Source organism: Alcaligenes sp. 1735tsa3 (assembly GCF_024134565.1).
Taxonomy (GTDB): domain Bacteria; phylum Pseudomonadota; class Gammaproteobacteria; order Burkholderiales; family Burkholderiaceae_B; genus Alcaligenes; species Alcaligenes phenolicus.
On sequence record NZ_CP099862.1, the window covers coordinates 1883833 to 1907023 of the forward strand.

The 23191-nt window shown below is 56.9% G+C and carries 16 protein-coding genes, 1 pseudogene and 1 riboswitch; of the genes and pseudogenes, 6 read left to right on the plus strand and 11 right to left on the minus strand.

Annotated elements, in window-relative coordinates:
* Positions 1 to 311: 311 nt before the first annotated feature.
* Together NIZ92_RS08705 and NIZ92_RS08710 are read left to right on the plus strand one after the other, a co-directional pair.
* Positions 312 to 1451 carry an FAD-dependent monooxygenase gene (locus NIZ92_RS08705; protein ID WP_009454531.1) on the plus strand — a complete coding sequence of 380 codons (1140 nt, stop codon included), beginning with the start codon at positions 312 to 314 and terminating at the stop codon, positions 1449 to 1451.
* 268 nt (positions 1452 to 1719) lie between these two features.
* A complete protein-coding gene (locus tag NIZ92_RS08710; protein ID WP_060185882.1) occupies positions 1720 to 3036 on the plus strand; it encodes an MFS transporter in 1317 nt (438 codons plus the stop codon).
* Positions 3037 to 3177: 141 nt separating this feature from the next.
* Here NIZ92_RS08710 and NIZ92_RS08715 read toward each other — a convergent pair whose 3' ends face one another.
* Together NIZ92_RS08715 and NIZ92_RS08720 are read right to left on the minus strand one after the other, a co-directional pair.
* The gene (locus NIZ92_RS08715; protein ID WP_035267915.1) at positions 3178 to 3447 is read right to left on the minus strand and encodes a hypothetical protein; all 270 of its coding nucleotides are present in this window, start codon (positions 3445 to 3447) and stop codon (positions 3178 to 3180) included.
* The gene (locus NIZ92_RS08720; RefSeq protein WP_254003109.1) at positions 3444 to 4247 is read right to left on the minus strand and encodes a YggS family pyridoxal phosphate-dependent enzyme; all 804 of its coding nucleotides are present in this window, start codon (positions 4245 to 4247) and stop codon (positions 3444 to 3446) included. Before NIZ92_RS08720 ends, NIZ92_RS08715 begins: the two co-directional genes overlap by 4 nt.
* A gap of 77 nt (positions 4248 to 4324) precedes the next feature.
* Between NIZ92_RS08720 and NIZ92_RS08725 the strand changes: the two genes are divergently transcribed.
* A complete protein-coding gene (locus NIZ92_RS08725; protein WP_254003110.1) occupies positions 4325 to 5632 on the plus strand; it encodes an aminotransferase class I/II-fold pyridoxal phosphate-dependent enzyme in 1308 nt (435 codons plus the stop codon).
* A gap of 101 nt (positions 5633 to 5733) precedes the next feature.
* Here NIZ92_RS08725 and NIZ92_RS08730 read toward each other — a convergent pair whose 3' ends face one another.
* Positions 5734 to 6603: an EamA family transporter gene (locus NIZ92_RS08730; protein WP_247965483.1), complete on the minus strand. Its 870-nt coding sequence runs from the start codon at positions 6601 to 6603 to the stop codon at positions 5734 to 5736.
* 85 nt (positions 6604 to 6688) lie between these two features.
* Between NIZ92_RS08730 and NIZ92_RS08735 the strand changes: the two genes are divergently transcribed.
* The 3 genes and pseudogenes from NIZ92_RS08735 to NIZ92_RS08745 all read left to right on the plus strand — a co-directional run.
* Positions 6689 to 7198, plus strand: a complete 510-nt coding sequence (locus tag NIZ92_RS08735) for a MarR family winged helix-turn-helix transcriptional regulator (RefSeq protein ID WP_026482726.1) — start codon at positions 6689 to 6691, stop codon at positions 7196 to 7198.
* Positions 7199 to 7237: 39 nt separating this feature from the next.
* On the plus strand, positions 7238 to 8905 hold the full coding sequence (locus NIZ92_RS08740; RefSeq protein WP_254003111.1) for a VRR-NUC domain-containing protein: 1668 nt from the start codon (positions 7238 to 7240) through the stop codon (positions 8903 to 8905).
* Positions 8906 to 9702: 797 nt separating this feature from the next.
* Positions 9703 to 11079, plus strand: a pseudogene (locus tag NIZ92_RS08745) (ATP-dependent DNA helicase); the annotation flags it as partial.
* Here the strand turns inward: NIZ92_RS08745 and NIZ92_RS08750 are convergent.
* From NIZ92_RS08750 to nadA, 8 genes are all read right to left on the minus strand, one after another.
* A complete protein-coding gene (locus NIZ92_RS08750; protein WP_031232121.1) occupies positions 11024 to 12385 on the minus strand; it encodes a D-amino acid dehydrogenase in 1362 nt (453 codons plus the stop codon). The pseudogene NIZ92_RS08745 and the gene NIZ92_RS08750 overlap by 56 nt on opposite strands.
* A gap of 133 nt (positions 12386 to 12518) precedes the next feature.
* A riboswitch (glycine riboswitch) is annotated at positions 12519 to 12606 on the minus strand.
* A gap of 91 nt (positions 12607 to 12697) precedes the next feature.
* Positions 12698 to 13768, minus strand: coding sequence for an ABC transporter ATP-binding protein (locus NIZ92_RS08755; protein WP_083053668.1), 1071 nt, complete (start codon positions 13766 to 13768; stop codon positions 12698 to 12700).
* Complete coding sequence (locus NIZ92_RS08760; RefSeq protein ID WP_035267900.1) at positions 13765 to 15531, minus strand: iron ABC transporter permease; 1767 nt, start codon at positions 15529 to 15531, stop codon at positions 13765 to 13767. Before NIZ92_RS08760 ends, NIZ92_RS08755 begins: the two co-directional genes overlap by 4 nt.
* A 71-nt stretch (positions 15532 to 15602) precedes the next feature.
* Complete coding sequence (locus tag NIZ92_RS08765; protein ID WP_226348896.1) at positions 15603 to 16628, minus strand: ABC transporter substrate-binding protein; 1026 nt, start codon at positions 16626 to 16628, stop codon at positions 15603 to 15605.
* A gap of 153 nt (positions 16629 to 16781) precedes the next feature.
* Positions 16782 to 19319 (minus strand): extracellular solute-binding protein, encoded by a 2538-nt coding sequence (locus tag NIZ92_RS08770; RefSeq protein ID WP_035267898.1) that lies wholly within the window; start codon positions 19317 to 19319, stop codon positions 16782 to 16784.
* Positions 19319 to 19993 carry a response regulator transcription factor gene (locus tag NIZ92_RS08775; RefSeq protein ID WP_035267896.1) on the minus strand — a complete coding sequence of 225 codons (675 nt, stop codon included), beginning with the start codon at positions 19991 to 19993 and terminating at the stop codon, positions 19319 to 19321. The genes NIZ92_RS08770 and NIZ92_RS08775 overlap by 1 nt, the downstream gene beginning before the upstream one ends.
* Positions 19994 to 20075: 82 nt before the next feature.
* Complete coding sequence (gene nadB / locus NIZ92_RS08780; RefSeq protein WP_254003112.1) at positions 20076 to 21854, minus strand: L-aspartate oxidase; 1779 nt, start codon at positions 21852 to 21854, stop codon at positions 20076 to 20078.
* Positions 21854 to 22993 carry a quinolinate synthase NadA gene (nadA, locus tag NIZ92_RS08785; RefSeq protein ID WP_254003113.1) on the minus strand — a complete coding sequence of 380 codons (1140 nt, stop codon included), beginning with the start codon at positions 22991 to 22993 and terminating at the stop codon, positions 21854 to 21856. The genes nadB and nadA overlap by 1 nt, the downstream gene beginning before the upstream one ends.
* Positions 22994 to 23191 lie beyond the last annotated feature (198 nt).

Genomic DNA, 23191 nt, shown 5'->3' on the forward strand with positions numbered 1-23191 from the left:
TCGCGTTTAAAGCATCTGTTATTTCAGGGTGTGCACCGCAATAAATGAGTCTACACACTGTTAAATCGGAAAATGAAATGAATTTGAGGTCTGGATATTCAAGGCTTGTTTTTGTTTTTGATTTTTTAATTAACTTGTTGATATTGTTGTTTTAATGGCTTGTTTAAAGCTGCTTTACAGGCTGCTTAAGTTTCCTTTGGATAGGTATAAACCCTAGCTCAATCACCTGTTTTCATGCTTAAACTTAGTGTGTACACTACTAAAAACATGTGGTGAGCACTTTTGATGAGTGCCGTGATTTGGAGCTAACGATGGAAAAAACAGTCAAGATTGCGATTGTAGGGGCCGGTCTTGGCGGAGCCGCTGCGGCGACTCTGTTGCAGCAAGCTGGCTTTGAGGTAGAAGTATTTGAGCAGGCGCCAGAATTCTCGCGTTTGGGTGCCGGTATCCACGTGGGCCCCAACGTGATGAAGATCTTCCGCCGCATGGGTCTGGAAAAAGCGCTGGACGATATGGGTTCGCACCCGGATTTCTGGTTCAGTCGTGATGGCGAAACGGGTGACTACCTGTCCCGTATCCCTTTGGGTGAATTTGCCAAGAAAGAATACGGTGCGTCGTACATCACCGTGCATCGTGGCGATATGCACGCTTTGCAAATTGACAGCATCAAGCCGGGCACCGTGCACTTTGGCAAGCGTTTGCAAAATCTGGTGGACCGTGGTGACGACGTTTTGCTGGAATTTGCCGATGGCACCAGCGTAACGGCTGACATTGTGATTGGTGCCGATGGCATCCACTCCAAGATCCGTGAAACCCTGCTGGGTGTAGAAGACCCGATTTACAGCGGCTGGGTGGCACACCGTGCCCTGATCCGTGGCGAAAACCTGGCCCGCTTTGCCGACGAGTTCGAGGACTGTGTGAAATGGTGGACAGACGACCGTCACATGATGGTGTACTACACCACTGGCAAACGTGATGAATACTATTTTGTGACTGGTGTGCCACATCCTGCCTGGGATTTCCAGGGTGCTTACGTAGACAGCTCGCAAGAAGAGATGCTGGCCGCATTTGAAGGCTATCATTCCACGGTTCAGAATCTGATCAAATCGACTGAAAGCATTACCAAGTGGCCATTGCGTAACCGTAATCCGCTGCCTTTGTGGAGCCGTGGTCGTTTGGTCATGTTGGGCGATGCATGTCACCCCATGAAGCCACACATGGCTCAAGGTGCTTGCATGGCGATTGAAGATGCCGCCATGTTGACGCGCTGCTTGCAAGAGACCGGCTTGTCGGATTTCCGTACGGCTTTTGATCTGTACGAGCTCAACCGCAAAGAGCGTGCGACTCGTGTTCAGTCTGTCTCCAACGCCAATACCTTCTTGCGCACGCAAGAAGATCCGGCCTGGGTTTACGGCTACGACCTGTACGGTCAGGACCTGAAGTCCAGCTAAGCAGTGCACGGTGCTGAGTCCGGGAGCGATCCGGGCTCAGCGCATCAATCTGATCGGGTCCCGCTGTGTCTGACCTGTCTCTATAGATAGAGCAGGCATGTCCAGCAGGGAGTCACCGTTGATACATCATTCTTCATCTGTAAACGGTCTGCAGCCCAATGGGGGGAATGCGGACGCGTTCAGGGCCCTGCTGTGTTCTGTCAGGCGCTGTTCTTAGGCAGTTTTCTGGTTCACCAGGCATACCAATAATTATCTGGAGATATACAAGGTGCATTCATCCATCCAAAGTCCCACGGCTGTGCCTGCAGGTCGGGACGGAAACGGAGATCTCTATAAGAAGATCGTCTGGCGTCTGATCCCCTTTCTGTGCTTTTGTTATTTGGCTGCTTATCTGGACCGCATCAACGTGGGTTTTGCCAAGCTGCAGATGCTCGATCATTTGCAGTGGAGTGAAACGGCCTACGGTCTGGGTGCTGGCCTGTTCTTTCTGGGCTACATCCTGTTTGAGGTACCCAGCAACCTGATTCTGGAACGTGTGGGTGCCAAGCTGTGGATTGCCCGCATCATGATCACCTGGGGTCTGCTCTCTGGCCTGACCATGTTTGTCACCTCGCCGACGCAGTTCTACATTCTGCGTTTTGTGCTGGGTGCGGCAGAAGCCGGTTTCCTGCCAGGTGTGTTGTATTACCTGACCCTTTGGTTTCCTACGTACCGACGCGGCAAGATCATTGCCTTGTTCATGATTGGCCTGCCTTTGTCCAGCGTGATTGGTGGTCCTTTGTCCGGCTGGATTATTGGTCACTTTGATCACATGAACGGTTGGCGTGGTTGGCAGTGGCTGTTCCTTCTGGAGGCGATTCCTAGCGTGCTGCTCGGTTTCCTGACTTTCTGGGCCTTGCCAAACAACTATCAGTCTGCGAAATGGCTGAGTAATGATGAAAAATCTCGTCTGGCTGCTGACCTGGCTGCCGACGATGCCGAAGGCAAGGGTGTCAAGCACAGCTTTAAAGATGGTTTCTTCAACCTGAAGGTGTGGATGCTGGGCGGGATCGACTTCTCCATTCTATTGGGTACCTACTCCATCAGCTTCTGGATGCCGTCCTTTATTCGTGCGGCAGGTGTGCAGGATCCTTTCCAGATTGGCTTGATGACGGCGATTCCATCGCTGGCCGGTGTGGTGGGCATGCTGATGATTGGTGCCAGCTCGGACCGTTGCCGTGAACGCCGTTGGCACTTGATCGTGCCGCTGACTATCGGTGCGGTTGCGCTGGTTGCCAGTACCTTTGTGGCTCATCATGCCTGGTTGACCGTTCTGGCCTTCACCGTGGCTTCGGCTGTGATTATGGGTGCTGTGCCTGTGTTCTTCAGCTTGCCAGCGACGTTCCTGAAAGGCACTGCCGCAGCGACCGGTTTTGCTCTGGCATGTTCCTTGGCTAATATCGCCGGTCTGGTCAGCAACTCCCTGATTGGTTGGGTGACCGACCTGACAGGCTCGGGCAGCGCCGCTTTGTGGCTGTTTGCCGGTAGCTTGATGGTGAGCTGTTTGTTGGCATTCGCCTTGCCAGCCAAACAGGTGAACCGCTAAGTCTCCGTTCACTCCTGTTGTCTGAAACACAAAAAACATACCCGGCTATTCGCCGGGTATGTTTTTTTATGGTTGCGGCGTCTTGGGTACGCCGCTTTGCCGAATCAGGGTAGCAGGCTTGTGGCCGGGTACCGATCAGATTCAGGCAGTAACTTTGCTGCCTTGCTGTAACCAGGCTTGCAAATCAACGGTTTCGTACAGAACCTGTGCGCTTAGTACGCGCAAGCCATGCGGTCCGCTATCCAGGATGCGGTGTTCGCCTTTGGCTTGTTGCAGTTCCAGCTCGCTGTCAGGCAGCGTCATCAGGTGGCGAGCCACGGTAATCAGCTGCTCGGGCGGGCAGCAGGGGCTGGACTCAAAGTGTCCGATTTCTTTACCGTTTTGGCGGATGATCAGGCGTAGTGGATTCATGATGTTGTTGCCGTATCGGAGGCGGGCCAGTAAAAGTTATTGGGCGTGGCGCGTGCACCAAAAATGGCTTGTCCAACGCGCACAATCGTGGAGCCTTCGGAAATAGCGACTTCATAGTCACCCGACATACCCATGGACAGCTCACGGATGTTTTCCGCGTGGGCAATGTCATTGCGCAATTGATCGCGCAAATTGCGCAGCAGGGCAAAACAAGGCCGTACCCGTTCCGGGTCAGCGTCCATCAAGGCCAAGGTCATCAGGCCTTTGACTTTCAAAGCAGAAAACTGTGGTAATTCGCGCACAAAAGCATGGACTTCTTCCGGGGGTAAACCGAACTTGCTGTCCTCGTTGGAGGTGTTTACCTGCACGAAAACGTCCAGACTGCGGCCTTCAATTTGCAAGCGGCGGTCCAGGGCTTCTGCGGTCTTGAGCTTGTCCAGTGCATGAAATTCAGAAGCAAAGCGTGCAACGGACTTGGCTTTATTGCTTTGCAGGTGTCCAATAACAGCCCATTCCAAATCCGGTAGTTCTTCGCGCAGGGCTTCGTACTTGCCTTCGGCCTCTTGCACCTTGTTCTCGCCCAGCAGGCGACAACCGGCCTGGTAAGCCAGGCGGATGCGGTCAATTCCGAAGGTTTTGCTGACGGTGAGCAAACGTACATCGCCAGCGGCACGCCCGTAGCGCACGCAGGCGGCATCAATTCTTTGTTGTACCAGGGCAATGCGTTCCCGAAATGCCTCTACACTGGTGGAGGTGGGATAATGCTCGGTGTGAAGTAGATCAGGGGCGGATTCGGACATGGCGCACCAGTAAGGAAGAAAAAAAAGATAAACTCGACCCTGCGGGTCGCGCATAAACTATTATGTCATAGGTCAAAATGAATATCCAGGGAAGCAATGCGAAGGAACTTTTCGATGATATCCGACAGCAAGTGGCACTGGGGCGAATCGCTCCGGGCCAGATTTTGCCGCCGGTACGCGAACTGGCTCAAACACTGGGCTTGAACCGCAATACGGTTGCCCTGGCATACAAGCGCCTGGTCTCGGCCGGGGTGGCCGATGCACAAGGCCGTCGCGGTACACGGATTCGTGAGGCGATCCGGGAGCTGGCGCGGGAAGGGCATGGGGCCAGCTCGGCCTTGCAGGATCTGGCCAGTGGCAATCCGGCGCCGGGCCATTTGCCTGCACCTACCCAATTGATCGCTGGGGTGCGCGGTCAAACCCAGGCTTTGTACGGCGCCGACCCGTTGGTGCCCGAATTGCGCGCCGTATGTCAGCAGGTGTTCCATAAAGACACCCCCCCCGATACCGATTACCACGTCAGTTACGGCGCAGTCGACGCGATCGAGCGCTTGCTGCAAGCCTTTTTGCTGGCGGGCGATAAGGTCGGGATTGAGGATCCCGGCTACCTGAACAGCATCAACTCCGTGCATACGCTGGGCTACAAGCCAGTGGGTATTGCTGTTGATAGCGAAGGGATTGTGCCGGCCTCGCTGGAGGCGGCTTTGGAAGATGGTCTGCGCGCCTTGATTCTGACCCCGCGCGCGCACAACCCTACGGGATGTTCCTTAAGCCGTGCCCGTGCCAAGCAGATTGAGCAAATTCTGAAGCAGTATCCCGAATTGTTGCTGATGATTGACGACCACTTCTGGATGCTGGCCAGCAGCCCTTATCGAAATGTGATTCCTGCCGATCATTTGCGCTGGGCCTTGATCCGTTCGGTGTCCAAAGGCCTGGGCCCGGATTTGCGCGTGGCTCTGGTCGCGTCAGACCTGCAAACCAGCGAGCGCTTGTCGCAACGTCTGGCTTCGGGGGCTCAGTGGGTCAGCCATCTGTTGCAGCAAATGGTGGTTCATGGGCTGACCGATGCCGACATCAAGGCGCAGACTCGTGTTGCACAAGCCGCTTACGTACAGGCTCGCATCGATCTGATGCAAGCCCTGAAAAAGCAGGGCATTCCTTTTTGGGATAGCGAGGAAGGCTTCAATCTGTGGATTCCGCTGGATCGGGAAGCCGAGCCGGTACTGGCAGGCTTGGCCGCACGTGGCTGGCTGGTTCGATCCGGCCAAGTCTTTGGGGTGAGCAACCCCGCTCAAGGCTTGCGTGTCAGTTTTGCGAATCTGAATGCCAAAGATGCTCAACGCTTTGCAACCGATTTAGCTCAAGTTCTGCAAGAACGCTATTAGTCACTATCTTGCTGCTTCTAGCGGAGTAGCAAGATAGTGAACTCTCTTACGCGCCCATCCAGATAGTTAATAGGGGCGCTATTTTTATGGGCGCGAGATGCTTATTTGGCGGGACGATTGCTGATCCACTGCACCGCCAGCACACTGCCCATCACCAGAATAATGCCCAGCAGGCTGGAGCCTGTCATGGCCTGACCCAAAATCAGCCACCCCAGAATTACAGCGGTCAAAGGGCTAAGCAGACCCAGCGAAGACACGGCCACAGAGGGTAAAACGGCAATCCCGCGGAACCACAGGGTATAGGCCAGGAGTGCACCGACCAGACACAGGTAGAGATAGCCACCGATTTGCACGCCGCTCAAGGAACTGTCCAGCGGTGGGTCCAGCCACAAGGCCAGAGGGGCCAGCATCAGTCCACCCAGCATCAATTGCCAGGCCGTGAAGGCCAGAATGGGCATGCCACTACGCCAGCGATGCGACAGGTACGTGCCCAAGGCCATGCACAGGGCCCCGACAATGGCCGCGACCATGCCCAAGGTATCCCATTGGCTCTCTGGCGATAGCAGCAAAATACCCATGCCGATAATACCGATCACGCAGGCGACCAGGGCCATGGTCACCGGACGTTTGCCTTCCAAAGCCCAGGCCAGGCCAATCACCACCAAGGGTTGAGCCGCACCCACAACGGCAGCCAATCCACCCGGCAGGCGGTAGGCCGCAACGAATAGCAAGGCTTGAAATGCCCCGATGTTCAAGGCTGCCAGAATCAGGGTCTTGCCCCAGTCGCCTGGGGCGGGCATGCGTCGGCTCCACAAGAGCAGCATCACGCCAGCGGGAAAGCAGCGCAAAAAGGCCGCGATAAAAGGGCGGTCGGGGGGCAGAATTTCTGTGGTCACAATGTAAGTGGAACCCCAGATGGCGGGGCCTAGTGCGGTCAAGGCCGTCACCAGCCAAAGAGAAAGTCGGTTCATGATGAAAGTATCTTGATGTCGAGATAAATGCCAGTGTAGGGATGATTTATCTTAATATCAAGATAAATATCGAAATCGAGAAATCATGAGCGAAGAACACGACGCGGTAGACCTGATCATTAATCAATGGCGCGAGCAGCGGCCAGACTTGCAGAACCTGGACGCCATGGCCTTGCTGGGCCGCATGACACGCTGCTTTCAACTGGTCCAAAAACAAATGAGCGAGAACTTCAGGCGTCACGGCCTGCAGCTGGGCGAATTTGATGTGCTGGCCAGTCTGCGCCGCTCCGGCCCGCCGTATACCTTGGCGCCTACCGCCTTGTTTTCCACCTTGATGGTTAGCTCCGGCACCATGACGCATCGCTTGCAGGGCCTGGAAAAGCAGGGCTTGATCGAACGCATTGCTGACCCGGAAGACGCCCGCCGTATTCTGGTGCGTTTGAGCCCTGCGGGTCTGGCCTGTGTGGATGCGGTCGTGGTGGATCATTTGGCCAATGAAGAAAATTTGTTGGAAGGGCTGGATGCCACGCAGCGCCAGAATCTGAATACCTTGTTACGGGACTGGATGCGCTTGTTGGAGTCGCGCCCGGCTTGAAGGAGTGCTAAAGTAGCTGGATATATACACAGCCTGCTTATGATTCCGCCCGAGCTTCCTCCTTTTTATTATCTGCACAATTTCCACCAGGTTTTGCAGTGGGTACAGCACGCCAGTTCCGACCTGCTGGAGCCTGAACACGTCCAATGTGGCCATCGTTTTGGACATGCTTCCCAGCCTGCGCAAGCCTTGCTGGTACGCTTGCTGATGCGTAAAGGCCCGGTGTTCCGTATCGACAAGCTGCGTTATGCCGAGATCGAAAATCTGGAAGAGGCCGTGCAAGAGCTGGCGGCCTGCGAGCTGATAGAAACCGATCCTGAGCTTGATCTGGAAACATTGTTTGCTGTCCATACCGTTCCCGAGCTGCGCCGCTTGTTCAGTGAGCTGCCAGCCACCGGGCGCAAGTCAGACTATCTGGAATGGATTGGCCAGACGCAGGGTGAACAGGCCCGGCCTTTTACGCAGTGGTGCACAGATCCTGGCCTGCAAGCCCCGACGCTTCGTCTCTCACCACAAGTCATGCATTGGGCGCAGCGTTTGCAGCTGCTGTTTTTTGGCAATCATTATCAGGACTGGTCCGAGTTCGTGCTCAGCGATCTTGGCTTGTATAGATACGAAACTGTGATTCTGGATCAGTCTAGTCGGGCGTTTCGACATAATGAGGACGTGCGCCTGTATGAAGCCTTGTCCGAGCTGCGTGATGCGCAAGACGAGGCCGATCCAGATCTGTGGGCCCAACGTTTTGCCGCTGTTCAGGCTGTTGAGACCGACAGTGATTGGCTTCAACGACGCAAGGCGAAAACCCTGTTTCAGCTAGGCCAGCAAGCCGAGCGCCAACATTGGTGGCCGTTGGCCGAGCAAGCCTATGTGCAGACCAACTGGCCGGGCGCCCGTTACCGTCAATTGCGGGTGCTGGAGCGTCAGGACAAGCATCAAGGGGCCTGGCCCTTGTTTTGTCAGGCGTGGGAGCAGCCCGAAAATGAGAGTGAAACCCAGAAGCTGCTGCGTATGCTGCCCCGGCTGCGTCGAAAACTGGCGGTAGAAGCTCCGCCCAGCCCGCCATCCACTAAACCTACAAGCCGCACGCAACGTAGTGATCTGGTTTTGTTTGATGACGGCAATCGGGTCGAGTCCCAGGTGCTGGCCCACTGGGATAGTCCCTTGGCTCCGGTTTTTTACGTAGAAAACGCCTTGTTTCCGGCCTTATTGGGATTGTTGAGCTGGGATGCCATTTTCGCTCCCTTGCCCGGCGCATTTTTCCACCCTTATCAAGCCTGTCCGGCCGATTGGGGGAACCCGGACTTTGTGTCGCGCAGGCAAAACTTGTTTGATCAATCTTTAAGTGTGCTGGATGGCGCAGACTATAAAACCGTGATCAGGCAACGCTGGCAGCAAAAGCGCGGCGTGCAGTGCCCCTTGCTGATCTGGCCAGCCTTGAACGAATCCTTGATCGATCAGGCCTTGCATTGCATCCCCGCCCAGCATTTGCGGCTGGTGTTCAAGCGTATCTTGCAGGATTGGCGGGACAACCGTTCCGGTTTGCCGGATTTGGTACGCTTCATGCCCGCTCAGCAAAGCTATGAATTGATTGAGGTAAAAGGCCCCGGAGACCGCTTGCAAGACAACCAGCGGCGTTGGTTAAGTTATTTCGAGCAACATGCCATCCCTGCGCGTGTCTGCTATGTGACCCGGCCTGAATCGCCATGAAAGCCTGGACGGTAGGTGTACGAGCCTTATGCGAATTTACTGCACGTAGCGGGGATCTGGACCTGCGCTTTACGCCTGCGGCCACAGCACAGGAAGGTATCCTTGGCCACCAGCAGCTAAAGCTGCGTCGCCCCGAGCACTATGAAGCCGAAGTGCCCCTGTCGTACGAGATGGAAGGACTGCTGGTGCGTGGTCGAGCCGATGGGTTTGATCCTGTCAGCAACTGCCTGGAGGAACTGAAAACCTATCGTGGGGCCTTTGATGCTATCCCCGAGCACCATAGACGTCTGCATCAGGCACAAGCCAAGGTCTATGCCGCCATCTTGTGCCAGGAGCGTGATTTGCCGGGGATGACGGTTAGCGTGGTGTATTACCACGTGGACAAGCATAAAGAGACCAGCATCTCCGAGTATCTGGAGCGCGCAGCGCTGTGGGCCTTTTTCGAGGAGCAATGCCGCGCTTATGTAGAGTGGGGGCGGCAGGAGCAAAAACACAGGCTGGCGCGCGATCAAGCTTGTACAGCGTTGCAGTTTCCCTATGAACAATTTCGTGCCGGTCAGCGACAGCTAGCCGTGGCCGCGTTCCGGGCCCAACGTGACGCACAGTGCCTCTTAGCCCAAGCGCCCACCGGTATTGGCAAAACCTTGGCCGTCGTATTTCCAGGCCTGAAGGCCATGCCCGAGGCGGGTTTGGATAAGCTGTTTTATTTGACGGCCAAGAACTCCGGTCGGCAAATGGCGCTGGACGCCTTGCAGCGCTTAAGCCCGGAAGGCGAGGGTGCGTGGCGGGTGCTGGAAATGGTGGCCCGTGACAAGCAGTGCCCCCATCCGGATAAGGCCTGTCATGGTCAGTCCTGTCCTTTGGCCGAAGGTTTTTACGACCGTCTTCCGGCTGCCCGTCAGCAAGCTCTGGAGCAACCCATGTTGACTAGCCAGCGCTTGCAACAAGTGGCTAGCGAGCATCAGGTCTGCCCCTATTATTTGAGCCAGGAGATGCTGCGTTGGGCAGACGCTATTGTGGGCGACTACAACTACTTTTTCGACACGCATGCGGTGCTGTATAGCCAGACCCTGGCCCAGCAATGGCGCAGCGCGGTTCTGGTGGATGAGGCTCACAATCTGGTTGAACGTGCCCGTTCCATGTATTCCGCGTCTTTCTCGCAAGTGCAGTTGCGCATGGCGCGTAAAGCCTCGCCTTCGGCCTTGAAGCGTCATTTCGCCCCCTTGACTCGCTTGATGGAGGACTTGATACCCGAGGAAGGCGGCGACCAATGGGGGCTGGAAAAGATCCCGGAGGATCTGCTGGAGCAGTGCGACTATCTGGCGGCCCGTTTAGGGGCTTATGTGGCCGAGAATCCCATGCCGCAAGACAGCCCCTTGCTGCAGTTCTATTTCGAGCTGCTGTACTTTGTGGACCTGGCCGGCCAGTTCGGCTCGCATTCCTTATTCGATATTTTGGCGCAGCGCGATGGCGTGCTCCTGAACTTGCGCAATATCGTGCCTGCTCCGTTTCTGGCCGAACGCTATGGCGATGCGCACGGAGTAGTGTTGTTCTCTGGCACCATGAATCCTTCGCAGTTTTATCGTGATGTCTTGGGGCTGCCGCCCAGCACAGCAGAGTTGAACGTGGCGTCCCCTTATCGGGCCGAGCAGTTACGGGTACGCCAGTATGCCGGTCTGTCCACGCGCTATGCCGACCGGGCCCAGAGCCTGAGCGGCGTTTGCGATATTGTCGGGCAGGCGTATCAGGAGCAGCCGGGCAACTATCTCTTGTTTTTGAGCAGCTTTGATTATCTGCACCAGGTCAGTCAGGCCTTGCAGGAGCGCTGGCCGGATATGCCGCTTTGGCATCAGCAACCGGGCATGAGCGATCTGCAAAGAACGCAGTTTCTGGACCGCTTCACGCTGGATGGGAAGGGAGTGGGTTTAGCGGTGCTGGGTGGGGCGTTTTCAGAAGGGGTGGATTTACCCGGTAAACGCTTGATCGGTGCTTTTATTGCCACCTTGGGTTTGCCGCAGTTCAATCCGGCCAATGAGTCCGTCAAACAAGTCATGGCCCGGCTCTTTGGGGAGCGGCGGGCCTATGACTATACCTATCTGTATCCGGGACTACGCAAGATTACACAGGCCGCGGGTCGTGTGATTCGCGATGAACAGGATCAAGGCTTTGTGTATCTGCTGGACGAGCGCTATGGGCAGCGGCGGGTGCAGCAGTTGCTGCCGGACTGGTGGCAAATTGAGCAGGTGCGGACTGACGCTCGTTCTGGGCAATCACTTCGGTAATGATTTGTGCGGTGGCGGCCGACAGCGTCCAGCCCAGGTGACCGTGGCCGGTGTTGTAGTAGACGCCAGGGCGGCTGCCTGCTTTTACGCGCGGCATCATGTCCGGCATCATGGGGCGCAAACCTGCCCACGGTACAACACGGTCGGTCGCCGCGTCGTGGAAGTTGCGACGGGTCCAGTTGGTCAGCGGGGCGATACGGTCGGCGCGAATGTCCTTGTTGGCGCCGTTGTATTCCGCCGTACCGGCCACACGCAGGCGGTCCTTGCCCAGACGGCTGGTCACAATCTTGGCTTCTTCGTCCAGCAAACTGACCCAAGGGGCGGCATGTTGGGCTTCCGGCGTATCCAGGTACACCGAGATCGAATAGCCCTTGACCGGGTAGATGTTGATGTAGTCGCCCAGCATATGGGCCAAGTGACGGCTACCCACGCCAGCGCAAACCACCAAGGAATCCACAGACAGTGTATGGGTGTGGGCTTCAGCGCCTTCACCGGTACGCAGCTGGATGCGGTGTGGTGGGCCGCAATCAATACCCAGGACTTCTGTATCTTGCAGAAATTTCACGCCGCGCTTGGCGCAGGCATCGGCCAGACCGCGTGTGTATTTGTGAATATCCCCTGTGGCGTCCGAAGGCGTAAAGAAACCGCCGTAGTAGGTGCCTTGCAGAGCAGGTTCGATCTGGTGGATTTCTTCGTTGGTGACCGTGCGGCGTTCCAAGCCGCCTTTGTGCAGCAGCTGGCTGACTTTTTTGCCGGACTCAAAGCCGCCGGGGGTGTGGTAGATGTGCAGAATGCCGCGCTGTTCCAGGTCGAAATCAATGTTTTCGTCCTTGGCCCACTGGTACAGATTCTCGCGGGCGCTGATGGCCAGCTTGACGGTGTCCACGGTGTTGCGCTCGTAACCGGAAATCGCGCCCACAAATTGCGCCATCCAGCTGTATTTATGCCAGCTTGGTTTGGGGTTGAACAGCAGTGGGGCGTCTTTGCGCATCATCCACTTCAAGCCCTTGAGAATGGTGCTGCGGCTGTTCCAGACTTCGGCGTTGCACGCAGACAGCTGTCCGCCGTTGGCGAAGGAGGTTTCCATCGCGGGGTAGCGCAGGCGGTCGATAACGGTAACTTGATAGCCTTTCAGGCTGAGGGCGTAGGCGGTGGTGATTCCGGAAATACCGGCGCCAATGACGGCAATATGCGACATAACAGGCTCCTGACAGGTGAATTACCACCGAGTAGTGGCAATACCCCATCTGTCCTGTGACCTGAGAGTTTATCCAACCTGTGTGTCTGGCTGGGCTCCTTCGGTGGGCGTCAAACGCCGCTCTCCAGAGTGTCGGGCTGGTACGATCCTTTTGCCTGAGAGATTCCGGGGTGGTTGCTCCGTCGGCGCCTGACTGAACAGGTCTCTTTCATACCGCCTGTAGTGACGCGACTACAGTAGCTGTGCTTACAAGAGTTTGCAATCAGGGTAAACCGGGAGCCGCTGGGGGCAACTCCCGGTTTGGGCTGGGGATCAGGAGGGGTAAATCCACAGTTTGGAGGGTGGCAATTGCAGGTGATGCACACCACTGGGCAGGGGCTCGGGCCCGAAAGCACGCAAGGTGCCGGCAGACGGGTCGGCCATGCGGAAAACGTGCTCCCACTTGTCGCCCAGGTACATGCTGGTGGACAGTTGCAATTGCAGCGTATCGGGGCCGGGTTGGGCATTCAACTGCACTTGTTCGACACGAATCACGGCGGTGGCTTGCTGGCCAGCGTTCAGGGGAGCGGCGGCATGGCCCCACAGTTCCCAGCCGGGCCCACTTAGGCGGATTTGCTGGTCACGTTGTTCCGTCACCTTGCCTTGCAGACGGTTGTTCGAGCCCATGAACTCGGCGGTGTACAGCGTCTTGGGATTGCTGTAGACCTCTTGCGGGCTACCTTGCTGCTCGATTTCACCACCGTTCAGCAGCAAGATTCGGTCCGAAATCGCCATGGCTTCCGCCTGGTCATGGGTCACCATCAAAGCCGACAAGCCCATTTGCACAATCAGCTCGCGCAGGAAGACGCGGGCTTCTTCGCGCAGCTTGGCATCCAGGTTGGACAGCGGCTCGTCCAGCAAGATCACAGGCGGGTTATAGACCAGAGCACGCGCAATGGCGACACGTTGTTGTTGCCCGCCAGACAGCTGGCTGGGGTAGCGTTCGCCCAGACCTTTCAAGCCCAACTGATCCAGAATGGCGTCCACTTTCTGGCGGCTTTCCGCTTTGGGTGTCTTGCGCAGCGTCAAGGGGTAAGCGACGTTCTCCTGCACCGTCATGTGTGGCCACAAGGCGTAGGACTGGAACACCAGGCCCAGATTGCGGGCTTCGGCGGGCAGGTCGATACGGGCCTGCGAGTCGTACAGCACGTCATTATTGATGGCGATGCGGCCCTGGGATGGTTGTTCCAGCCCGGCAACGGCGCGCAGCAAGGTGGTTTTGCCGCTGCCCGAGGCACCCAGCAGGGAAACCACTTCGCCTTTGTTCAGGCTCATGGAGACCCCTTTCAAAACGGGGTTGCGGTCGTAGGCCAGGTGGATATTGTCTACAGTCAGCTCGGTCATCGTAGTTTCACTCCGAAGCGCAATGCGATGGTCAGGCCAATGACCACCAGAACGATATTAATAAAAGACAGGGCAGCCACAATGTCGATGGCACCGGTGGCCCACAGGGAAACCAGCATGGAGCCAATGGTTTCCGTACCAGGCGTCAGCAAGTACACGCCGGTGGAGTATTCCCGCTCGAAAATCAGGAACATCAGCAACCAGGAGCCAATCAGGCCGAATTTTGCCAAAGGCAGGGTGATCTGGCGTGTGACCTGACCGGGACGGGCGCCTGTACTGCGGGCCGCTTCTTCCAGTTCAGGACCTACTTGCAGCAGAGTAGAGGAGATCAGGCGCAAGCCATACGCCATCCAAACCACGCTATAGGCCAGCCACACACTGAAGATGGTGCTACGCAGGGCACGCATGGGGCCGACGACCGAGCCTCGCAGCCATTCAGCCATGGGCAATACCGACAGCCAGCCGTTTTCCAGAGACTGGTCCAGCCACATGGGCACGAACAGGAACATCCACAAGAAGGCCAGACCGGCCAGCAGACCGGGCACCGCACGTGGCACCAGCACGCTGTAGTCCAGGAAGCGAGTGATACCGTCTGGCTTGCGGTGCATAGCCAAACCGATAAAGGTGTAGCAGATCACTGCCAAGGCACCCCCAAACACACCAATTGCGATCGAGTTCAGAATGGCGCGCAGCAGGTTGGCTTGCCCAAAGACTTGTCTGAATGCATCCAGAGAAAGCACGTCCATCAGCGACACCCCAATGCCCCAGTTGGACACAAAGGCACGCAGCACCACGCCGACAACCGGCACGATCACGGTAAAGAACAGCCACAGTGCAACCAGGGTGGCGGCAGCCCAGCGCCAGCGGCCCAGTGGCAGCGAGCGAGCTTGGGAAGCCTTGCCCTTGACGGTTACAAAGCGGTTGGCGGTACGCATCAGACGGCGTTGCAGCATCACCAGAGGAATGGTCATGGCGATCAGAATTACGGCAACCGCGGCCATCAGGTGATAGGACGGGATGCCCAGCTTGTTGGTCAGCTTGTACAAGTAGGTGGCCAGGACCAGGTGGCCCTCGGGATCACCCAGCACCAGAACCAGACCAAACACTTCCAGGCCCAGGAAAAACAGCAGCACGCAGGCATAGAGAATGGCCGGGCGAACCATGGGCAGGCTGACCGAGCGCATTACTTGCCAAGGGCTGGCACCGGCACTACGGGCGGCTTCTTCCACGTCCGAACCCATGCTGCGCAGGGCGGAGGAAATGTACAGGTAGGCGTGTGGAACGTGGGTCAGACCGGCAATGATGACAATGCTGGTGAAGGAGTAAATGTTCCAGGGCACAAAACCGATCAGGTCCAGCGTCCAGGTGGAGAAAAATCCGACAGGCCCGGCGGCAACAATGTAGCCAAAGCCCAGCACCATGGGAGAGACAAAAATGGGGACCAGAATCAGCGGTTCAATCCAGGTACGACCGGGCAAATCGGTACGCACCATCAGGAAAGCAAGAATGCCACCTAAAGGAATCGAGATACCGGCCAGGCCAAAGGCCATGATGAAACCGCTACCCAGGGCTTTGTAAAAGTCCGGGTCGTCGAAAATAAAACGGAAGGCATCCAGCCCCAGAGACTTGTCAGCCGCGAAGAAAGGGGCGGATAGCAGGCTTTGGATGATGATCAGGCTAAGCGGCACATAAATGGCCAATGCCGTTATTAGAACAACGACATGGCGCGGCCAGGCCTGCCACCGAAGGCGTAAGGCTTGCATGATAAGGATTCCAGGCGGAAAAGAGGCGGGGTGGCGGCAGGGGCCGCCACCCGATTCAAAGACGAAGCGTCTTACTTATTGGCGGCAGCGCGCCATTGCTTGATGAAGTCCAGACGTTCCTTTTGTTTCAGGAAGTCCAGCAGGGACGAATCCACCGGGATGGGGGTCAGTTCCACACCCGCCAGTTTCTTGGTCAGGCCGTCCACGTCGTTATCGCCTTCCACGTCAGAGCGAATCGAAGCCAGTTCCGATTTGTTGGCCAGGATGTCCTGACCGTCTTTGGATAGCATGTAGTCCAAAAAGACACGGGCGGCATTGGGGTTTTGTGCCTTGTTGCTGATGAAGGCCACGCGCGACAGAACCAGGGTGTAGTCCGAGGGGTACACAATGCCGATGGCTTTATCCTTGGCGGCGCGGGTTTCCGCATACGAACCGAGCAAGTTGTAGCCAATCAGGTTTTCACCCGAGCTGACGCGCTCCATCATGGTGCCGGTGGACGATTGCAGAACCAGATTGGCCGAGCCTACGCCCTTGATGAAATCCCAGTAGCTGTCGCCTTTCTTGCTGTCCTGAGCGGCCAGCATATAGCCCACAGCGGATTTCTCGATATCGTAGGTGGTGACCTTGTTTCGGAAACGGTCCTTGTCGCTTTCGACCAGCTTGGCCAGTTCGGCGTGGGTCTTGGGCACTTCCTCGGGCTTGATCAAACGGTTGTTGTAGATGAACACCGTAGGCTCGTAGGTGGTGCCAAACGCCTTGTTTTCCCAAACGGCCCAGCTGGGCAGGGAGGGAATTTCAGGGGAGGCGTAGCTGGCAGCGTAGTCCGTGGCCAGGCGCATGGCCGAATCCATGGACGAACTCCAGACCACGTCACCACTATTGCTGCCCGAGGCTTGTTCGCTGATGTAGCGGTTGTACAGCTCGGTGCTGTTCATGTCGTGGTATTCGACTTTGATCTTGGGGTTGGCCGCTTCAAAGGCGGAAATCAGCGGAGCGGCTGCCTTGGTATCGGTCGTTGAGTAGACGATGACCTTGCCTTCTTTTTCGGCGGCTTGCGCTTGATCGCCTTGTGCCCAGGCCGCTTGACCGGCAAGCATGCTGGCACTGAGTGACAGGGCTAGCAGGCTAAGGCGGCTAGGGATGGTGAATGCTGACATTCGAGTCTCCTTGGTTTGGAGTCCCGTCATGATGCGGGACTTTTTTAGGATCAATGTCATTCCATTGTGTTGACACTAGCTGTCAGCATCCTGTCACTGCTGATAGGGAACATCCCCTAGTCCGGTGGGCGTGTCCGTGACCAGACGCCGCCAGTTTTGTAGGAAGCGCTGGCGTCGAGTGGGGTCCAGACCCACCAGCAAGGAAGGGTTCAGGATAAGTGGTTGAACGATTCCAATTGATTGATTTGAAACGGGTTTTGTAAACCAGCTGCCGGTTTCGATGGCATTGAGCGGGCCTAATCCAGCCGGACCCGCAATGGTTTGCTGTCCGCGGGGCGAGAGCAAATAATCGATAAAAGTGGCGGCCAAATCCGGTCGACGAGCCTGTTTGTGAATCAGGGCGCTGCGGGTAAACACCGAGACGTAATCGCTGGGAACGACGATGGCAATGTCCGAACCGGCTTTTTGACGGGCTCGGGCATAAGAGCCCAGCACGTTGTAGGCCACATCCAGCGTGCCATTGTCCAGATCGTCCAGAATGGCGCCGGTATTGGCATACAAGCGGGTGCCGACACGCCCCAGGGCATTGGCCATCCCCCAGAAGGTGGAGGAGGTGCGTTCGTCGTAGAGCGCAAACAGATAGCCCACGCCACTGATCTGGATGTCGTAGGTGCCGACGCGTCCCATCAAGCTGCCGCTATTGCGCTCCAGCAGTCGGAGCAGGGCCTCGCGGGAGGCGGGTAAATCGGGCGGTAAACGGGACGGGGCGTAGGCGATGACAGCCGGTTCCAGTGTGAAGCCGAACACCTCATTGCGCCAGCGTGCCCAGTTGGGCATGGCGTTGGTCAGGCTGGACGAGTAGGGGCGAGCGTAGCCATCGTTGGCTAGCTTCACCTGCAAGTCCGAGGCCGAGCTGATCAGCAAATCCGTGTCAGGCAGGCTGCCTTCAGTGGTATGCCGATACAGGGCCGTGGAGTCCATTTCGTGGTAGAGAATGCTGACCTGAGGCTGGATTTGCTGGAAGTCGTGGACCAGAACTTCAAACAGCTCCGTATCGGTAGGACCCGCGATCACCAACAAAGGCTGATCGTCTGTTTTTTGCTTGGGAGCAAGCGCCGGGTACTCATGACTGCGTATACCCATATCAGGCCGTGCGATTTTGTCCTGGGCATGAGTGGTATCGGGGTTTGCAAGCAGGCCCGTCAATGCCAAGGCCAGAATCGCCAGCGTCTGTGGCAGGGTGTTTGCAGGTTTGGGACCTTGGATCAGCGCCGGGATTTCGATGCGGACCGTCAGCCCTTGCGGCGAGTGATCACGCAAGAGCAGGGTTCCTTGATGCGCTTGCACTACTGTGCGCACGATCGACAGCCCCAAGCCCGAGCCTGGTCTACCTTGACTGCTGGGGCCGCGCTGAAAGCGCTCCAGCAAGCGGGTTTTGTCCTCGTCGCTGATGCCGGGGCCCAGGTCAGAAACATCAAATACCACCAAGCCACTGGGCCGGGTATAGATGCGTACCGAAATGTGCTCCTCGCTGTAGAGCATGGCGTTGTCGATCACGTTGCGCAGCATTTCTCGCAGTGAAACGTGGTCGCCCAAGACCTGGGCACGCCGCGCCGAAGGAGTAATGTGGACTTGCAGCCGATGAGCGCGATCCGGGTCTACACGCCCTTGGATTTCCTGAATCAGTGGGGGCACGTCCAAGGGGCGCATGGTGCTGCGATCCAGACGATGGCTGACTGTGGCATCCATCAGCAATTGGTTCAGCAAATGGGTAGCATGGGTGGTGTTGTTCAGAATCCGTTGCAGACGCGGGCGCACCGCTTCCGAGCCGGGCTGATCCATGGCTAGCTGGGTTTGCAGGTGTACGGCCGCCAAAGGCGTGCGAATCTGATGGGCCGCATCGGCGACCAAGTTGTTCAGGGTGCCTACCGCGGTTTGCAGACGCTGCATGAAGGCATTCAGAGTGTCGACCAGGCGGCGAATTTCCTTGGGTACTGGCGTATCTATGGGCTGCAGGTTGTCGTGAGAGCGCTCCCTAAGCGCGGTCTCCAATTCTGCCAAGGGGGCGAAGGCACGGCGTATTCCCAGACTGGTAATCATCAGTGCCAGCAAAATCAGGCCCGTTAGCGACAAGGTACTGCGGCCCAGCAGCTCGTCGGCCAGCGCCTGCCGGGTTCCCAAGGTCTCGGCCACGCGTATGGTGATCCAGCCCCGGCCTAGCGAGTGCTCGCCCGTCAGCAAGCGCCCGATCGTGGCGACCCGCACGGGCGTGTCGTGATAGCTGATCGTGTCATAACGGGGTTCAGAACTGTTGGCGGGTGGGAGGGTCTCTCCCAAGTCCGGGTAGCCGGAAATCAGCCCACTGGTGGAGCGCACACTGTAAAAAATGTGCTCCTGTTCGGGCAGCATGGCCATGGCCGAGTAGGGCAGTTCCAGGGAGAGCTCGCCTTCATCAATTTGAATGGCGTTGGCAATGGTCAGGGCGGCGGCTTTCAGAAGCCGGTCATAAGCGGAATCGGCAGCGCGCTGGGCGTATTGGCGTGACGCCAGACCCAGGGCCAGAAGGGCGGCGGCCAATAGGCACACCGCCAGCGCCAGCACTCGCTGCTGGATGGACAGGGCGCGGCGCATTAGCTGACATCGCCCAGGCTAGCCATGTAGCCGGTGCCACGCACCGTGTCGATGCGAATGGCAATATCGCTAAGCTTGCGCCGCAGACGGGAGACATGCAGCTCCACGGCATTGGGGCTGGAGTCTTCATCAAAGTTGAATAGCTGCATCATCAGCCGTTCTTTGGTGACGACTTGCCCGGCACGACTCAGGAGCAATTCCAGCAGGCAGAATTCGCGCTGACCAAACTCCACGGTTTGATCCCGGCTATTGATGCGCCGCGCTGCGATATCAATACTGACGTGTCCCAACTGCCAGATTTCTGCTTGCGTGGTAGCGGGGCGACGCATCAGGGCGCGCAACCGTGCTTCCAGTTCGCGCAGATCAAAGGGTTTGACCAGATAATCGTCCGCCCCCAGGTCCAGCATGGAAACACGGTCCTCGATTTCTGATCGAGCCGTCATTACCAGTACGGGCAAGCTGGGCGTTTGCCGACGTAGATGCCGCAAAATACTGAAGCCGTCCTGATCGGGCAGCATGATGTCCAAGAGCAGGACGTCCCAATTATCCATTTCAAGATAGCGCAGGGCCTGCTCGCCATTCATGACCCACTCCACGCTATGACCGCCCGCGCTGAGCCGGCTGGCGATGGCCTCTCCCAAATCCTCATTGTCCTCGACCATGAGTAATCGCATATTGCCTCCATCGGATGGGCTCCTGCATGTTGAGGTGCCTCTTGACTTGATTTTTTTATTCTATCCCATGGAGGGCAGGCACCTAATCGACCCTGAAATGCGCCCCCAGGCTGTGTGGACGAGCCAAGGCAGCCTGGGTCAGCAGCCAGGCTGTGTCCAGTTGCAGGCTTAGACTGGCTTGTTCTTGGGTGCAGGGGAGTTGGCGGATCTGTTCGCGCCAATCATCAAGGGTGCGCAGGGCGAAGGTCAGGCCCTGGCGATTGCGCAACAGGCCGACATGCTCTTGCATCAAGTTGCGCAAGGCGGGCAGGGAGGGGGGATTGTTTGTGGATGGGCTGCGGTTTTTACGGTTGCCGTTGCCATAGCTATTGTTTTCTCCATAGTGACAACCTTTGTTGCTGATTATTTTTTCCACTGTATTGGCTGCCACCGCAGTCATAAGGGGAGGTCTTGGGTTTGGGGTCGAGCGCGAACTAGCCTTCAAACTCAAACCCCAATTCGGGCCGACACTAGCCTGGGAACTGGAACTGGAACTGGAACTGGAACTGGAACTGGAACTGGAACTGGAACTGGAGTTTGGATTGGAGTTCTTGTATGAACATGAACGTGACATCGAACTTGTATTTGCAACATCTGTCTCAGGGACCAAAGCTGAACGCTGGATTCTCTTGCTTCCAGCAATCGCTTGGGCAGTAGCGCGCCCCATGACGACACACTCCAGCAAGGAGTTGCTGGCCAATCGATTTGCCCCATGCAAACCTGTGCAGGCTACTTCACCCACGGCGTACAAACCAGCTACCGTTGTGCGGCCTGACAAGTCTGTTTCAATCCCTCCGCAGCTGTAGTGCGCGGCAGGCGCTACCGGCACCCAATCCTGACGTAAATCCAGTCCTCGCCGCAAACCTTCTTCCAATGCTTTCGGGAAATGCTGCTGCAAAGTGTCCGCACCAAGATGGCGTACGTCCAGCCAGACATGGCTGCTACCTTCTTGCCGCATTTGTGCGGCAATAGCACGCGACACAATATCGCGTGGAGCCAGCTCCGCTCTGGCGTCGTAATCCGGCATGAAGCGGCGACCTTGCTTGTCCAGCAGATGTCCACCCTCACCACGCAAGGCTTCGGTTAGCAAGAAGGTGGGACCCTCCGCATGCAAGCAGGTCGGATGAAACTGCACAAACTCCAGATCGCGTATCGCCGCACCAGCGCGCCAGGCCAGGGCAATGCCTTCTCCCAAGGCGCTATCGGGATTGGTGCTGTGCGCGTACAGGCTACCTAGCCCACCAGTTGCCAACACGACATGATCCGCCAACATAGTTTCGTAGCGACGAGTGTGCTTGTCGTAGATATCCACGCCAGCCACCGCGCCTTGCTCATTGCGGCGCAGGTCTAATGCCAGGCAGTCTGTACGCTGCTGGATATGAGAGGCTTGAGTCAATTGGGGCAGGAGAGCCTGCATGATGGCGTAACCACTGGCATCGGCCGCGTGTACGATGCGTCGCTGGCTGTGCCCACCCTCGCGAGTCAGGTGCAATTGGCCATCTTCCGTTCTGTCCAGAGGAACCTGCTTTTTCAGTAGCCAATGCACCGCTTCTGGCGCGGCTTGCAAAATCCCGCGCACCGCTTCTTTATCCGAGTGCCGAGCACCCGCTTCCAGCGTGTCTTCAATGTGTTGTTCCAGACTGTCCTGGGCACTGAGTACGGCGGCCAGACCTCCCAAGGCCATCGGGCTGGCCCCACAGGGAGCGGGGGCGCTGCTGAGCAGAGTCACTTTCATAGTGGAGGGCAAGGATAGAGCCAGACTGGTGCCAGCCAGCCCCGCACCGATGATTAACACCTCCGTCTGTGTCGAGCCTGATTGCATCAAGCAGCTCCTACATGCTGGAACTGCTGACTGTGCTCGGCCAGGTCAGCACTAACGCGCAAATTGTTCTGCTGAGCGGCAGCAAAATCCATCATGCGTTGCAAAGAACGTCGGGCGCCTTCACGCAGGTCAGGATCTACTTGAATGCCAGGGCCTGGTTGACTTAATCGTTGATGCAGTGCTTCCAGACTGTTCAAGGCCATCCAGGGGCAAAAGGCGCAGCTTTTGCAGGTAGCACTTTCGCCCGCGGTAGGGGCGGCCAAAAAGGTTTTGCTCGGCGCTTGCTGGCGCATGGCATGCAAGATTCCTTGATCGGTAGCGACGATAAAGGTGTCGGCAGAACGATTGATGGCAGCGCGCAGTAGCTGCGTTGTCGAACCAACTACATCCGCCAGCGCAACAACAGAAGCGGGTGATTCGGGATGTACCAGCACCTGGGCATCGGGGTGCTCGCTCATCAAGGCTTTCAAACCATCGGCCTTGAATTCGTCATGGACCAGACAGGAGCCTTGCCAAAGCAGCATGTCTGCGCCGGTTTGTTTTTGGATATAAGAGCCCAAATGACGATCCGGTGCCCACAGAATTTTTTTCCCTTGGGCATGTAAATGCCGCACGATGTCCAGGGCGATGGAGGACGTCACAACCCAATCCGCCTGGGCTTTGACAGCCGCGCTGGTATTGGCATACACCACCACTTCCCGATCCGGATGCGCAGCACAGAATTGCTTGAAGTCCTCGGGGGCACAACCTAGATCCAGAGAACATGTCGCCTCGTCATGCACGGCCAGTACGCGCTTTTCAGGGCTCAGAATTTTGGCGGATTCAGCCATAAAGCCCACGCCGGCTACCAAGACCGTGCTGGCCTCATGTTCCTGCCCAAAGCGTGCCATTTCTAAAGAGTCGCCCACGCAGCCCCCGGTTTCCAAGGCCAGGTCTTGAATATCCGGGTCTGTGTAGTAGTGGGCCACCAGTACGGCGTCTTGCTCTTTCAACTGCTTGGCCAGAGCTTGTTTCAAAGCGGCCTTATCGCTTTGCAGATTGAGTTTGGAAGGAACTTCATGCCAGGTAATCTGACGGCTCAAGGCGTCCTTGGCGTCGGGCTGACAGACATCCACGGGGAAATGCTGAATCATGTTCATCCTTGATGCTCGTTTTGAGCATAAATAGAATAAAAAAATGGGGAATATGAATTTCTGATCGGAAAGAAGCGCGTCTCTATTGTTATGCTTTTTTTGAGCATAAATAAAAAAACAGCACACTGCAAGCACAAGAGCAGGGTAGGGAAAGAAAAAAGAGGGGTGCCCCGCCTTGGACGCCTGGGCCCAAGGCGGGGTGAA